13 protein-coding genes are annotated in these 15,122 nt (G+C 65.8%); 11 read left to right on the top strand and 2 right to left on the bottom strand.

Translation table 11 applies throughout. The features are described 5' to 3' along the window. Window positions 1-220: 220 nt before the first annotated feature. The gene (locus tag ACSQ3M_RS10775) at window positions 221-1,024 is read left to right on the top strand and encodes an IclR family transcriptional regulator (RefSeq protein ID WP_436150058.1); all 804 of its coding nucleotides are present in this window, start codon (window positions 221-223) and stop codon (window positions 1,022-1,024) included. 1 nt (window position 1,025) lies between these two features. Here ACSQ3M_RS10775 and ACSQ3M_RS10780 read toward each other — a convergent pair whose 3' ends face one another. Next, a complete protein-coding gene (locus tag ACSQ3M_RS10780; protein ID WP_436150059.1) occupies window positions 1,026-1,457 on the bottom strand; it encodes an Lrp/AsnC family transcriptional regulator in 432 nt (143 codons plus the stop codon). 120 nt (window positions 1,458-1,577) lie between these two features. On the opposite strand from ACSQ3M_RS10780, the gene ACSQ3M_RS10785 reads away from it, so the two are divergent. From ACSQ3M_RS10785 to ACSQ3M_RS10825, 9 genes are all read left to right on the top strand, one after another. Beyond that, window positions 1,578-2,705: a saccharopine dehydrogenase C-terminal domain-containing protein gene (locus ACSQ3M_RS10785; RefSeq protein WP_436150060.1), complete on the top strand. Its 1,128-nt coding sequence runs from the start codon at window positions 1,578-1,580 to the stop codon at window positions 2,703-2,705. 152 nt (window positions 2,706-2,857) lie between these two features. Continuing rightward, window positions 2,858-4,345 (top strand): M81 family metallopeptidase, encoded by a 1,488-nt coding sequence (locus tag ACSQ3M_RS10790; protein ID WP_436150061.1) that lies wholly within the window; start codon window positions 2,858-2,860, stop codon window positions 4,343-4,345. A 96-nt stretch (window positions 4,346-4,441) separates the two neighbouring features. Then, window positions 4,442-6,070 (top strand): amidohydrolase, encoded by a 1,629-nt coding sequence (locus tag ACSQ3M_RS10795; RefSeq protein WP_436150062.1) that lies wholly within the window; start codon window positions 4,442-4,444, stop codon window positions 6,068-6,070. Between the two features lie 195 nt (window positions 6,071-6,265). Then, window positions 6,266-7,855: an ABC transporter substrate-binding protein gene (locus tag ACSQ3M_RS10800; RefSeq protein ID WP_436150301.1), complete on the top strand. Its 1,590-nt coding sequence runs from the start codon at window positions 6,266-6,268 to the stop codon at window positions 7,853-7,855. A 205-nt stretch (window positions 7,856-8,060) separates the two neighbouring features. After that, the gene (locus ACSQ3M_RS10805; RefSeq protein ID WP_436150063.1) at window positions 8,061-8,996 is read left to right on the top strand and encodes an ABC transporter permease; all 936 of its coding nucleotides are present in this window, start codon (window positions 8,061-8,063) and stop codon (window positions 8,994-8,996) included. A gap of 9 nt (window positions 8,997-9,005) precedes the next feature. Next, window positions 9,006-9,827, top strand: a complete 822-nt coding sequence (locus ACSQ3M_RS10810; protein ID WP_126113963.1) for an ABC transporter permease — start codon at window positions 9,006-9,008, stop codon at window positions 9,825-9,827. Between the two features lie 45 nt (window positions 9,828-9,872). Next, complete coding sequence (locus ACSQ3M_RS10815; protein ID WP_436150064.1) at window positions 9,873-10,835, top strand: succinylglutamate desuccinylase/aspartoacylase family protein; 963 nt, start codon at window positions 9,873-9,875, stop codon at window positions 10,833-10,835. Window positions 10,836-10,911: 76 nt separating this feature from the next. After that, on the top strand, window positions 10,912-11,361 hold the full coding sequence (gene aroQ, locus ACSQ3M_RS10820; RefSeq protein ID WP_346362638.1) for a type II 3-dehydroquinate dehydratase: 450 nt from the start codon (window positions 10,912-10,914) through the stop codon (window positions 11,359-11,361). A 7-nt stretch (window positions 11,362-11,368) separates the two neighbouring features. Continuing rightward, window positions 11,369-12,403: a Gfo/Idh/MocA family protein gene (locus ACSQ3M_RS10825; protein ID WP_436150065.1), complete on the top strand. Its 1,035-nt coding sequence runs from the start codon at window positions 11,369-11,371 to the stop codon at window positions 12,401-12,403. Window positions 12,404-12,512: 109 nt separating this feature from the next. Here the strand turns inward: ACSQ3M_RS10825 and ACSQ3M_RS10830 are convergent, their stop codons facing one another. After that, entirely contained in the window at window positions 12,513-13,385 is an 873-nt protein-coding gene (locus ACSQ3M_RS10830; RefSeq protein WP_436150066.1) for a MurR/RpiR family transcriptional regulator, read from the bottom strand. A 97-nt stretch (window positions 13,386-13,482) separates the two neighbouring features. Between ACSQ3M_RS10830 and ACSQ3M_RS10835 the strand changes: the two genes are divergently transcribed. Beyond that, the gene (locus ACSQ3M_RS10835) at window positions 13,483-15,093 is read left to right on the top strand and encodes an ABC transporter substrate-binding protein (RefSeq protein WP_436150067.1); all 1,611 of its coding nucleotides are present in this window, start codon (window positions 13,483-13,485) and stop codon (window positions 15,091-15,093) included. Window positions 15,094-15,122 lie beyond the last annotated feature (29 nt).

Here is a 15,122-nt window from a genome sequence, read left to right on the forward strand (position 1 = left end):
GTCGTTCTCCGTTCCCAGCGCCGAGATCCGCAGCACGCAGCGGTCCAAGCGTCCCCGTTTTTCATTCACCGGCCAGCTCAGGCGGATCGCACTCGATCAGGCGCCCGTTGGCAAGCTCCGCCGCAATGAAAGCGAGAGACAAATTCCGTGTCAAGGATTGACATGCCGTGTTATTAGGCGACACGCTTAGCAAACGAACATGGCGCAGCCTTCACGTGCAATGAATCAGGAAGACCGGGACAGGGCCGCGCAACTGCCGCCAGGCGTGCCGATCGTCAGGGCGGTCGACCGCGCCATCGCCTTACTCAGGGCCTTCCGCCCGGAGCACCCGCGGCTCGGCCTGAGCGAACTCGCGCGGCAGGTCGGCCTCGACAAGGGCACGACGCGGCGCCTCCTGCTGACGCTCCAGCTCAACGAACTCGTCGAATACGACGAACACGCACAGAGCTATGCGCTGGCGGTCGGGCTGATCGAGCTCGGCAGCGCCGTCACGACTGGCCGGGAGCTGCGCGATATCTCCGGGCCCTATCTGACCGAGATCGCCGAAAAGACCGGTGCGACCGCCTTCCTCTGGGTCCATATCGCCGGGCGCGGGCTCTGCGTCGACCGGGTGCGCGCCTCGCTGCCGCATGTCGATGCAACCTGGTTCGCGGTCGGCGCGCAGGCCCCGCTGAATTGCGGCGGCGGCCCGCGCGTGCTGCTGGCCTATCTCGACGAGGAACAGCGCCGGCTCGCCCTCTCGCTCGATCTGCCCAAGCGCGCGCCGGCAAGCCAGACCGATCCGGAGCTGCTCTGGCGCGAGGCCGACCGCATCCGGACGCAGGGCTGGGAGCTCGCCGCCGACGATTTCTTCATCGGGCTGACCGGCGTCGGCGTACCGATCTTCGACCGCGCCGGCGTGCTCGCCGGAGCGCTCAGCATTTCCTCGCTGACCTCGATCGTCGCGCCGGAAGGACACCCGGTGCATCTCGACGCGCTGCGCGACGCGGCAGCACGGATCGGGGCGCGGGTGCTGCCGGCCTGAGCTAGCGCTCGATCCGGGTCGACAGGATGATCGAGGACATGGTGCGCTCGACGCCTTCGAGCGCGCCGATCCGGTCGATCAATCCGTCGAGCTCGCCGATCGAAGGCGCCACCACCACGGCGATCATGTCGAACTGGCCGCTGACCGAATGCAGCGTCCTGATCTCTGGAATCCGGCGCAGTTCGGCCTCGACCCGGGCCGCGAGCTTCGGCAGGGCCGTGATCAGCACATGCGCCTTGACCTGGCCCTTCTCGTAATCCTCGGAGAGCCGCGCCGTATAGCCGGCGATGACGCCGCGGCGTTCGAGCCGTTCGATCCGGCTCTGCACAGTGGTCCGCGACAGGCCGAGCTTGCGGCCGAGCTCGGCCACCGGCGCGCGGGCGTTCTCGGTGAGCAGAATCAGGAGGTGTCTATCTGTCTGGTCTATCGGCATAATGCCGAGACCTTACGGCGTTTCGCTGAAAAATCCCATATGAATCGTCGCGTCGTCGGCTTCTATCCGACGAAACCTTCGGCGAAGCTGTTCTCCAGAAACAGATTCATCGGGGGAACCATGAAAAACGTGGTCGTCATCGGCGCCGGCAAGATCGGCGCAACCATCGCCGACCTGCTCGGCGCCACCGGGGATTACCGCGTGGTGATCGCCGACCGCTCCAACGAGCAGCTCGCCGCGATCAAGACCAGCCCGACGATCTCGACCCGCAGGGTCGATATCACCGACGCGGCTGAGCTCGCCCAGGTCCTGAACGGCGCCTTCGCCGTGCTCTCGGCCGCGCCTTACGATCTGACGACGCGCATCGCCGAAGCGGCCGCCGCGCAGGGCGTGCATTATCTCGACCTGACCGAGGACGTCGCCTCGACGCGGCGGGTCAAGGAGCTGGCGCTGACCGCCAAGGCGGCGCTGATCCCGCAATGCGGCCTCGCGCCCGGCTTCATCTCGATCGTCGCCGCCGACCTCGCCCGCGATTTCGACCAGCTGGATAGCCTCAAGCTCAGGGTCGGCGCGCTGCCGCAGTATCCGTCCAATGCTCTGAACTACAACCTGACCTGGAGCACGGACGGGGTCATCAACGAGTATTGCGAGCCCTGCGAGGCGGTCGTCAACGGCGAACGCGTGCTGGTGCCGGCGATGGAGGAGCGCGAGGAGTTCTCGCTCGACGGCATCACCTACGAGGCCTTCAACACCTCGGGCGGGCTCGGCACGCTCTGCGACACGCTCGCCGGCAAGGTGCGCACGCTGAACTACCGGACGATCCGCTATCCCGGCCATTGCGCGATCATGAAGGCGCTGCTGCAGGATCTGCGCCTGTCCGAGCGCCGCGACGTGCTGAAGGACATCTTCGAGAACGCCCTGCCGAGCACGCTGCAGGACGTGGTGGTGATCTTCGTCACCGCCAGCGGACAGATGAACGGGCGGCTGACCCAGCAGACCTATGCCAACAAGGTCTATAGCGCCGTGGTCGGCGGCGTGATGCGTAGCGCCATCCAGATCACTACGGCGTCGGGCATCTGCGCCGTGCTCGACCTACTCGCCCAGGGCAAATTGCCGCAAAGGGGCTTCGTCAAGCAGGAGGATATCGGCTTCGACGCCTTCCTCGCCAACCGCTTTGGCCGCGCCTATGCCCGGCCCGAGGATCTCGGTAACGCGCCCGGCGAGAGCCACGCGGCCCGCGCCGCCTGAGCATTTGGCGGCGCCAAGCATATTCGCCCCCGGCTCGCAAGCGAGCCAATGCAGGGCGCGCATGAACGGCTTTGGGCTGGCAGCAGCCCAAAGCCGAGCTACAAGACAAAAAATGGTTCCATAGGGAACGTTTCCGGGGGAACGATCGAACGATGGCCAGACGCGTCCTGATCGCGGAATTCATGCACGAGACGAACACCTTCAGTGTTCAGCTCACCGATGAGGCGGTGTTCCGCCATCACGGCGTCTTTCGCGACAACGAGGTGCCGGCTGCCTTCCAGGGCACGCGGACCTCGATGGGTGCGGCCTTCGAAGCGGCCGAGAAGTTCGGCTGGAGCCTGGTCCATCCGCTGGTCACCGGCGCCAACCCCTCCGGCCGCGTCACCGACGACGCCTTCGATGTCTTCGCCAACATGATCCTTGCCGCCTGCGAGCGGCTCGACGGCGTGCTGCTGCACCTGCATGGCGCCATGGCGACGGAAAGCTCCGACGATGGCGAAGGCGAGCTCCTGAAGCGCATCCGCTCCAAGGTCGGAGAGGGCGTGCCGGTCGTCGCAATCCTCGACCTGCACGCGACATTGACGCAAGCGATGGCCGACAACGCCAATGCGCTGATCTCCTACCGGACCTATCCACATATCGATCAGTACGAGCGGACCTGGCAGGCCGCCGAGCTGCTGGAACGGGCGATGAAGGGCGAGATCAGGCCACGTGTCGCCGTCGCGCGCCGGCCGATCCTTTACGCGCTCGATGGCGGGCGCACGACCTCGCCGCCGTTCATGGAGCTGCTGCGTCGCGGCGACGCGCTGGAAGCGGCGGGTGATGCGCTCGTCGTCAGTGTCCAGGCCGGCTTCTCCTCGGCCGATGTGCACGATATCGGCCCGTCCATCGCCGTAACCCATGACGATCGCGGCAAGGCGCAGGCCATTGCCGAGGAGCTGATGGACTATGCCTGGGAGCAGCGGCACTTCTCCTCGATCCACTTCACGCCGCTGAAGGAGGCGATGGCCAAGGCCAAGGCGGGCGAAGGCACGCTCGGGCCGGAAGCGGGCGGCAAGCCGCTGGTGATCTCCGATTATTCCGACAACCCCGGCTCCGGCGCCTATGGCGACGCGACCAACCTCCTGCGCGCCGTGCTCGACGCCGGCCTGAAGAATGTCGGCTTCCACGCGATCCGCGATCCGGAGGCTGCGCTCGCGGCGCAGGCGGCCGGCGTCGGCAATCGCGTCAAGCTCAAGCTCGGCGGCAAGGTCGATCCGAATACCGGCGGCGGACCGCTGGAGCTCGACGCCCATGTCGTGGCACTGACCGACGGGCATTTCATCTGCTACGGGCCGATGGCCGGCGGCGTCTGGCGCAACTACGGCCTCTCGGCCCTGCTGCGTGTCGACGATGTCGAGATCATCGTCATCACCCATAACGGCCAGGCGACCGATCTTGCGCAGTTCACCTCGCTCGGCGTCGAGCCGACGCGGAAATCGACTATCATCGTCAAGTCGATGCAGCACTTCCGCGCCGCCTTCGAGCCGATCGCGCGCGAGGTGATCGAGGTCGACACCGGTGCGCTCTCGACCAAGAACTTCAAGGAGCGCCCCTACCAGAAGGTGCGCCGCCCGATCTTCCCGCTCGATGACATCTGAGCGAGGTTTGAGCCCCGACGAGACGACCGGCCAAAAAGCGCCGGCGGCGACAAGACTGGAGGACGCCTCGATGGCGAGGACGACGGAGACAATGGCATGAGCGTCAAGGCCGATATCGTGCTGCGCGGCGGACCGATCTGGTGCGGTCGCGAGGAAGGCATTGTCGAAGCGCTGGCGCTGTGGGGCGACAAGGTGCTCGCCGCCGGCAAGGAGGCTGAGATCGCCGAGCTGGTCGGACCGTCGACCCGCGTCATCGACCTCGCCGGCCGGCTGGCAACGCCGGGGCTGAACGATTCCCATCTGCATTTGATCTCGGTCGGCCTGACCATGGACTGGGTCGACGCCCGTCCCGCCGCAGCGCCGACGCTGGAAGCGCTGCTCGGCCAGATCGCGGCCCGCGCCGCGCAGTCGAAACCCGGCGAGTGGGTGCTGGCGCGCGGCTACGACCAGACCAAACTCGACACCGGCCGGCACCCGTTCCGCGAGGAGCTCGACCGCGCCTCCCCGAACAATCCGGTGATGCTGGTCCGAACCTGCGGCCACATCTCGATCTGCAATTCGCAGGCGCTGGCGCTCGGCGGCATCGACGAGAGCTCGCCGACGCCGCCTGGCGGGCTGATCGAGCAGCAGAACGGCCGGCTCACCGGCATGCTGGCGGAGAACGCCCGCGCCCCGGTCAAAGCCGCGATTCCGGCACCGAACGAGGAGCAGCTCCTGGCTGCGATCGAGCGCGGCGGGCAATATCTGCTCTCGCTCGGGATCACCAGCTGCATGGATGCGGCAGTCGGGATGGTCACCGGCTTCGACGAGATCGCGGCCTATCACAAAGCCAAGCGCGATGGCCGTTTGCCGGTGCGCACCTGGCTCGCCTTGCTCGGCGACGAAGGGCGCTCGATCGTGCCGCAGTGCCATGATGCAGGGCTGATCTCCGGCACCGGCGACGAGATGCTGATGATCGGCGCGGTCAAGATCTTCCTAGACGGCTCGGCCGGCGGGCGCACCGCCTGGATGAGCGAGCCCTATCTCGGCGAGGACAAGACCACCGGCGTCCAGATGCTCTCGGACGAGGATCTCGAGCGCCAGGTGCTGGACGCCCATGCCAAGGGCTATCAGCTCGCCTGCCACGCCATCGGCGACGCGGCGATCGAGCAGTTGATCACCGCCTATGAGAAGGCGCTGGTGGCTTATCCCGACCCCGACCGGCGCCACCGCATCGAGCATTGCGGCTTCTCGACGCCGCAGCAGCACGAGCGGATGGTCAAGGCCGGAATCTATCCCTGCCCGCAGCAGGTCTTCATCCATGATTTCGGCGACGCCTACATCAAGGTGCTCGGCGAAGAACGGGCGCTGCCGAGCTATCCGTTCCGGACCTGGTTCGACCTTGGCCTGAAGCCGGCGACCGGCAGCGACGCGCCGGTCTGCGATCCCGATCCGTTCCCGAACTTCCACACCATGCTGACGCGCCAGACCTGGCGCGGCACGGTGATGGATGAACGCCAGCGCGTCTCGATCGAGGAGGCGCTGCAGGCCTACACCGAATACGGCGCCTTCTCACAGAAGCAGGAGGCGGTGAAGGGCAAGCTGAAGCCCGGCTTCCTCGCCGATGTCGCCGTGTTCTCGCGCGATCTGCTCTCGGCCGCGCCGGAAGATATCCTGAAGGACACGCGCTGCGACCTCACCATTCGCGGCGGCAAGGTTGTGTACGAGCGATCGGGCACTGGATAATTTGGAGCAGGATCAATGCGAAAAACCGGTTCCCACTTTTTCGCATCCTGCTCTAGCGCCTGAACGCGCTGCACAATGGAAACAAGAAGACAGGGCGCGAAAGCCCGCTAAAGTCTCAGATGGAACGAATATCGGCGCCGGCCAACGGCGCCGACCTCAAAAGAGTTCACCAATAAATTGGGAGGTTTCGACGTGTTGAAAAAGCTTGCCTTCACGACCGCGCTGACACTCGCGGCCTTCACCCTCCAGGCGCAGGCCCAGGAGCCGCGCCGCGGTGGTACCATCCGCTTCACCGCGCCATATGGGGCGTCATTCGTCAGCAATGACAGCCATGTCTCGAACCAGATCCAGGACGAGATCTACGGCTATGCGCTGCACGGCATGCTCTACAAATGGGACGCCAAGAACGGCAAGCCGGTGCTCGACATCGCCGAGAGCGTCCAGGTCTCGGCCGACGGCAAGACCTATACCTACAAGCTGCGCGACAATGCGCTCTTCCACAACGGCCGCAAGCTGACGGCCGACGACGTCATCTGGTCCTATGCCCGCATCATGGATGGTTCGAAGAACTATCCTGGCGCGCGCTATGTCGCCCGTATCGTCGGCGCGACCGACGTCCAGAAGGGCCAGGCCAAGGAAATCTCCGGTCTGAAGAAGATCGACGATTCCAGCTTCTCGATGACGCTGACCGACAAGGCCGATCCCGGCTACTTCCTGTTCCAGGCGCAGACTGCGATTCTGCCGGCCAAGGAGGCGCAGGCCGCCGGCTTCTTCGACAAGCCGATCGGCCTCGGGCCCTTCAAGTTCGTCGAGCACGTCCCCGGCTCGCGCATGGTCTTCGAGCGCTGGGACAAATACTATCTGGCCGGCAAGCCCTATGCCGACAAACTCGTCATCTCGCCGATGGGCGAGGCGGCGGCGCGTGACGTCGCCTTCCGCAACAAGGAGGTCGACGTCTCGATCCTGGGCTCGACCCAGTACGTCGCCTACAAAGCCGATCCCAATCTGTCGAAGGGCATTCTGGAGGTCGCCGAGGTCTTCACCCGCAATATGGGCATGAACCCGACCTTCAAGCCCTTCTCCGACAAGCGGGTGCGCCAGGCGATCAATTACGCCATCGACAGCGAGCTGATCATCAAGCGCCTGGTCCGCGACAAGGCCTATCGCGCCGCGAGCTGGCTGCCACTGTCCTCGCCGGCCTTCGACAAGGATGCCAAGCCCTACGCCTTCGATCCGGAGAAGGCCAAGAAGCTCCTGGTCGAAGCCGGCTATCCTGATGGCTTCGAGTTCGAGTGGACCGCGACGCCGAACGAGAGCTGGGGCGTTCCGATCGTCGAGGCGACGATCCCGATGCTCGCCAAGGTCGGCATCAAGGTGAAGGTCAAGCCGGTCGAAACCTCGGCGCTCGGCGGCGTCGTCGTGGGCGGCGACTTCCAGGCCTATATCTGGTCGAACACCTCGGGGCCCGACACGCTGACGGCGCTGAAGTGCTTCCACTCGGCGACGCCGCGCTCATCCTGCAACTACACCACCTTCAAGAACGCAGGCTACGACAAGCTGATCGACGACGCCTCGAACGAGGCCGATCCGGCCAAGCAGCTCGACCTCCTGAAGAAGGCCAACGCCCTGCTGCAGGAAGAGGCGCCGGTCTGGTTCTTCAACTACAACAAGGCGGTGCTGGCCTATCAGCCTTGGCTGCACGGGCTCCAGCCGAACTCGACCGAGCTCGCGCTGCAGCGCTACGAGGAGCTCTGGGTCGACACCACCTCGCCGGCGGCGAAGTAACACCATCCTGAGCCCCCGCCGTCACCTGACGGCGGGGGCTTGCCCGCCTCCGCTCGTTGGTCACGACCCGCCAGAGCATGTTCCGCAAAAGTGGGAACCACTTTTGCGACAAGAACACGCTCAACTCGATTGAGTGGCGCGCATTCTTTTCGTTCGATCGGATCGATCGAACGGAAAGCGCGCGGCGGCACTCAGGAGCTTTTCCATGTTGCCTTATGTCTTTCGCCGTCTCCTGCAGGCCATCCCGATCCTGCTGGCGGTCGCGGCCCTGATCTTCGTGCTGTTCAGCGTCATCCCCGGCAGTTTCGCCACCAGCCAGATGGCAGACGGGCGCAGCAATATCGACGCTGCAACCATTGCCCGCATGAACGAGCAGTTCGGCCTCAACGATTCGCTGCCGCTTCGTTTCGCCAAATATGTCGGCGGCCTGGTCACCTTCGATCTCGGCGATTCCTTCCGCACCCGCCAGCCGGTGATCAAACTGATCGGCGAACGGCTCTGGCCCAGCCTCCAGCTCGCGCTCGCGGCGATGCTCTTCGCCATCGTCATCGGCGTGCCGCTCGGTTTTCTAGCGGCGTTGAAGCCGGGGGGCTGGCTCGACATGCTCTCGATGGTCTTCGCCGTGTCCGGCCTGTCGCTACCGATGTTCTGGCTCGGCCTCTTGCTGATGTACTTCTTCGCGCTGACGCTGAACTGGTTCCCGAGCTTCGGCTATGGCGATGGCGATCCACGCTACATCGTGCTGCCGGCACTCGCGCTCGGCGTCTCGCCATTGGCGCTCCTCGCCCGCACCTCCCGCGCTGCCGTGCTCGAGATCCTGCACGCCGACTTCGTCCGCACTGCCCGTGCCAAGGGCGCGAGTGCCTACCGGGTGATGCGCTGGCATGTCGCCCGCAATGCACTCGTCATCGTGCTGACCACGCTCGGCCTGCAGTTCGGCTCGGTCCTCGGCCAGGCGGTCGTCGTCGAGAAGCTCTTCGCCTGGCCGGGACTCGGCTCGCTCTTGGTCGACAGCGTCACCTGGCGCGACATCCCGGCGGTGCAGGGCTGCATCCTGACGATCGTGCTCTTCTTCCTCGTCGTGAACATCGCCGTCGACGTGCTCTGCGCCGTCGTCGATCCGCGCATCAAGTACAGCTAGGCCGCCCCGATGAAGTTCCGTGCCAACCTCTGGATCGGCGCCACCTGCTTTGCGCTCGTCGTGGCAGGCGGCGTCTTCGCGCCCTGGCTCGCCCATACCGACCCGGTCATGGACGCCAACCTGATGAACGCGGAGGTCCCGCCCGGCTCCGAGTTCTGGTTCGGCACCGATGCGCAGGGCCGCGACATCTACAGCCGCGTGCTCCACGGCGCGCGCATCTCGCTGACGGTTGGCATTGTCTCGCAATTGATCAACACGCTGATCGGTGTCGCGCTCGGCCTTTCCGCCGGCTATTGGGGTGGCTGGTGGGACGACTTCGTCAACGGCCTCACCAACATGATGCTCGCCATCCCCTCGCTGATCTTTGCGCTCGCGATCATGGCCATCCTGCAGCCGGGCCTCACCAGCCTGCTGATCGCGCTCGGCCTGACCAACTGGTCCTTCACCTGTCGGCTGACTCGGGCCGCGACCCTGTCGGTGAAGTCGCTCGGTTATGTCGAGGCCGCCAGATCACTGGGATACGGCACCTTCCGGATCATGTTCACGCAGATCCTGCCGAACATCGCCGGCCCGATCATCGTGATCGGCACACTCGGCATGGGCGGCGCGGTGCTCGCCGAAGCCTCGCTCTCCTTCCTCGGCCTTGGCATTCGCCCACCCTTCCCGAGCTGGGGCTCGATGCTGTCGGACGCGCGCGACCAGATTTCGACCGCGCCCTGGATCTCGATCTTCCCGGGCCTCGCCATCTTCCTGACCGTGCTTGGCCTCAACCTGCTCGGCGACGGCCTGCGCGACATCCTCGATCCGCACTCGCAGACGCGAAAGGCCTGAACGGCGCGCTCGCCTGACTTTTCCATCTGACGAAAGACCACGCCTTTGACCACAACCGACCTCGACGACGGCCCGCTCGAAACCATCCGCTTCATCGGCCTGAAGCCCGGCCCGAAACTGATCGTGACGGGCGCCGTCCATGGCAACGAGCCCTGCGGGCCGGCCGCGATCCGCCGCGCCATCGAGGATTGCCGCAGCGGCCGCATCAAGATCCTGCGCGGCGAGGTCACCTTCCTGCCCGTCACCAACCCCAAGGCCTTCCGCCAGAAGACGCGCGAGGGCGACCGCAACTTCAACCGCGACCTGCGCGAGCGGCCGCTGGCGGGCGATTACGAGGACCGGATCGGCAACCCGATCTGCGCGCTGCTGCGTCAGCACGATGCCCTGCTCGACATCCACTCCTTCCGGCAGGAGGGCGAGCCCTTCGTCTTTTTCGGACCCGGCAATAATCGCGGCGGGCTCGAACCCTTCGCGCGGGCCGAAGAGGAAATGGCGCTTGCGTCCTGCCTCGGCGTCGCGACCGCGATCCATGGCTGGCTCGACAACTACGCAAGGCTGCTCGACATCCGCGCGCGCCTGCCGGTGCCCAGGCTCAACGTCACCGAGGGCTATGGCACCACCGAGTTCATGCGTTTTAGCGGCGGTTATGCGGTGACGCTGGAGTGCGGCACGCATGACGATCCGAAGGCCGCCGACATCGGCTATGCCGCGATCCGCAATACGCTGGCGCAATTGCAGCTGGTCGATGCGCCCTTGCCGCCGGCAGCGCTCGGCGACGTGATCGAGATGGTCGAGGTCCTGCTCTGTGAGGCGGAAGGCGACCGCGCCGAAACGGGCTGGCGTACCGGTGACGCGGTCAAGGCCGGCGCCGTCCTCGCCCATCGCGCCGACGGCACCAGGGTGACGGCGCCGCGCGACGGCTACATCATCTTCCCGAACACCGCGCCCAAGCTCGGCGAGGCGATCTGCCATTTCGGTGTCGCCAGCGGCCGACGGGCCGACGGCTGAGCCTCATCCCCCGAAACTCGATCTTGCGCCGCGGCGGGATCGCGGCAACATGCCGCCGCGATCTCAGGAGCCTATCATGTCCCGTCTCGTCTATGTTCTCAACGGCCCGAACCTGAACCTGCTCGGCAAGCGCCAGCCGCACATTTACGGCTCGGAGACGCTGGCCGATGTCGAGGATGCCTGCCGGGCGCTGGGCAAGGAGCTCGACCTGGAAATCCGCTTCCACCAGTCGAACCGCGAATATGAGATCATCGACTGGATCCACGAGGCGCGCGAGCAGGCGGTCGGCATCGTCATCAACCCCGGCGCCTTCACCCACACCTCGGTCGCGATCCTCGACGCGCTCAACGCCTTCGACGGCACGGTGATCGAGTGCCACATCTCGAACGTGCATAAGCGCGAGAGCTTCCGGCACCACTCCTACATGTCGCTGCGCGCCGACGGCGTCATCGCCGGTTTCGGCACGCAGGGCTACCTGCTCTCGCTGCGTCGCGTCGCCAAGCTCGCTGACGAGAAGAAGGCCTGAACCGCTCATGACTCCGGTCAAGCTGGCCGTCATCGGCGCCGGGCTGATCGGCCGGCGCCATGCCGAGCATGTCGCGGCCGAGCCACGTACGGTGCTGTCGGCGGTGGTCGATCCGACACCGGCGGGGCGCGCGGTCGCGGCGGCGCTCGGTGCGCCCTGGTTTTCGTCCTTCGCCGAGATGCTGGCGGCGGATCGACCAGACGGCGTGATCATCGCGACGCCGAACCAGCTCCATGTCCGCAACGGGCTGGAAGCGGTCGAGGCCGGCATCCCGGCCATCGTCGAGAAGCCGCTGGCCGATGACCTCGCCGAGGGCGAGCGCCTGGTCGCGGCGGCCGAGAAAGCCGGCGTGCCGCTGCTCACCGGCCATCACCGGCGCTACAATCCGATGATCCGCAAGGCCAAGGAGATCGTCGACTCCGGCCGGCTCGGCCGGGTTCTGGCCCTGAGCGGGCATTTCTGGCTGATGAAGCCGGACGATTACTTCGAGGCCGACTGGCGGCGTGAGAAGGGCGCAGGGCCGATCCTGCTCAATCTGATCCACGATGTCGACCTGTTCCGCTATCTCTGCGGCGAGGTCGTCTCAGTGCAGGCGCATTCATCGAATGCCGTTCGCGGCCATGCGGTCGAGGAAACCGCCGCGATCCTGCTGCGCTTCGCCAATGGCGTGCTCGGCACGGTCACGGTGTCCGACTCGATCGTGGCGCCATGGAGCTGGGAGATGACGACCGGCGAGAACCCGGTCTACCCGCAGCAGGACCAGTCCTGCTACCAGATCGGCGGCACGCACGGCTCGCTCACCATCCCGCAGCTCGAAATCTGGTCCAATCCGGCTAAGCGCAGCTGGTGGGAGCCGCTGGTGCGCGAGCGGGTTCATGTCGTTCAGGAGGACCCGCTCAGGGTCCAGGTCCGGCACTTCTGCGACGTCATCTGCAAGGGCGCGGTGCCGATCGCTTCGGGGCGCGAAGGCCTGAACACGCTGAAGGTGATCGCCGCCGTGCAGCGCTCGGCCGAGACCGGCGCGATGGTCGAGCTCGGCTGAGCGACCTGGGTCCTTCCCGCCAAACTAAGTTTGCCGAGAAGGCCCTAGCTCTTCGTTTTTTGGCGCAATTCCGGACGCAGAACCGCTGCACACTTCTGCTGGAATTGCTCTAGTAGTGGAAGGTCCAGAGCAGACTCTCGCTCAGGCCCTTCAACGCTTCGACCGCATCGGGGCGCTCGCGCGCCAGCGTGGTGATCAAGGCGTCGGCCACGGCGAAGGCGGCGGTCGGTGAGTTGGGCAGGAAGCTGTTGCGGGCCGGGGCGTACAACGTCATGTCCGCCAGTGGAACCAGGGGCGATGAAGGCCCGTCGGTGAGCGCGATCAGGATGGCACCGCGCTTCTTGGTGAACTTGGCGAGCTCCAGCGTGGCGCGCGAATAGCGTGGCAGCGAGATCGCGATGACGACGTCCTTCGGCCCGGTCGAGAGCATATGGCGGACGGCGCGCTCCGGCCCGCCGCGCGATGAGGCGAAGACCACGTCGGCGTCGAGATAGAGCGCGAGCCCGTCCTCGAGGAAGGCGCCGACATAGTGGCTGGCGCCCGAGCCGACGATGAAGATGCGGCGCGCCTTCAGGAGCAGGGCGATGGCGCGGTTGACCGTTTCCTCCTCCAGCGTCGCGATCGCCTCGTCGAGATTGGCGGCCTCGCCCTTCAACGTCGTCGTCATGGTGGCGAAGACCGAGCCGGCCGTGGCGCGGGCGTCGGCGAGGCCTTCCACCGGTCCCATAGCTACCTTCAGCGCCGTCGACAGCGCCGCACGGAAATCGCCATAGTTGCGGTAGCCCAGGGCCCGGACGAAGCGGGTCACGGTCGCGGTCGAGGTCCCGCTCTTTTCGGCCAGCCCCTCGATCGTCACCGTCGCGGAATCGAGCGGACTCTGCAGCACGAAGTCTGCCGCCTTGCGATGGCCTTCGCTCAGCGAGGGGTAGACCTGGGCGATACGGTTGGCGAGGTCCGTCGTCGGCTTCAGGGCGCGTGACATGGCTCTCCCGCTGATTGACGTCGGATCATTTTCATGTTTGCTAACGTGTGAAAATAAAGCTGTCAAAACGACCAGCTACGGGAACGGAGACGGACCGATGCGTCAGCATGCGCTCATCACCATTCTGCTCGGCGCCAGCATGCTCAGCGCGCCGGCCATGGCGCAGAGCCTGCGCATCGCGCTCGCCTCCGAGCCGACCGCCGTCGATCCGCATTATCACGACCTCACCCCCAACAACGCGCTCGCCGCTCATATCTTCGACAGCCTCGTGCTGCAGGACGAGAAGCAGGCGCTGAAACCCGGCCTCGCCAGCTCCTGGGAGAATGACGGCAAGAATCGCTGGACCTTCAAGCTGCGCCAGGGCGTCAAGTTCAGCAACGGCCAGACCTTCGGCGCGCAGGACGTGGTCTTCACCTTTTGCCGCACGCTGAAGAACGAGACCAAGGTCTCCGGCTCCTTCGCCGATATCACCGGCAACTTCGCCAAGGTCGAGACACCCGACGCCAGCACTCTGGTTATCGAGACCAAGGAGCCCGAGCCGCTGCTGCCGACGCTGCTCTCGGGCCTGCCGATCCTCTCCGCCTCGATCGTCGAGCACGGCGCCATCAGCTACGATGTCGAAAAGAACTGCGGCGTCACCGGGGCCTGGCCGGCGGTCAACAATTTCAACGACGGCGCGATGGCGATCGGCACCGGGCCGTACAAGCTGAAATCCTACGTTCGCGGATCGGCGATCGAGCTCGAGCGCAACCCGGCCTATTGGGGCCCCGCCGAACCGTGGGCGAGCGTGCGCTTCGTGCCCGTCACAAATGCCGGCCCGCGCCTCGCCGGCCTGCTCGCCGGCGACTACGACGTGATCGAGAACCCGGCGGCGCGCGACCTTGGCCGGATCAAGAGCGACAAGCGCTTCGGCCACGTCATCACGCCCTCGACCCGGGTGATCTACTTCCAGCTCGACGTCGAGCGCGACCAGAGCCCCTTCGTCAAGGCGCCCGACGGCAAGAACCCGCTGAAGGATGTGCGCGTGCGCAAGGCGATGTCGCTCGCCATCGACCGCGAGGCGATCGTCAAGCGTATCATGGATGGCGCCGCCGAGCCGGCCTACCAGTATCTGCCGACCGGCATGTCCGGCACATTGCCGAACCCGCCCAAGCTCGCCTATGACCCGGCCGCGGCCAAGAAACTGCTGGCCGAGGCCGGCTATCCCAACGGCTTCCAGCTGACGCTCTCGGCGACGAACGACCGCTACATCAATGACAGCCAGATCACCCAGGCCGTCGCACAGTACCTGACCCAGATCGGCATCAAGGCCGAAGTCGATGCAATGACGCGCGCGATCTACTTCCCGCGCCGGGCCAAGAAGGAATTCAGCGTCGCACTCGGCGGCTGGGGGTCGGGCACCGGCGAGGCCGCCTCCTTCCTGCGGCAGTGGCCGCCGACCCCGAACGAGGCCAAGACCATCGGTGGCTCGAACTATGGCGGCTACAAGAACGACGAGTTCGACAAGGTCATCCGCACCGCGATCTCGACGCTCGACGATGCCAAACGCGCGGAGCTGCTGCAGCAGGCGATGACCCTCGTCCTCGCCGACGGCGCCTTCATCCCGCTCCATTTCGAAAGCGGCATCTGGGCCTACAAGACCGAACTCGCGGTCGCCGGCCGCGCCGACCAGTTCATGCTCGCCATGTCGGTGAAGCCGGCAAAGTAAGCCGGCGATCACCCTTTCGAGGTTCGGTG

It is taken from the genome of Allobosea sp. LjRoot90 (assembly GCF_964254315.1).
Classification (GTDB): Bacteria; Pseudomonadota; Alphaproteobacteria; order Rhizobiales; family Beijerinckiaceae; genus Allobosea.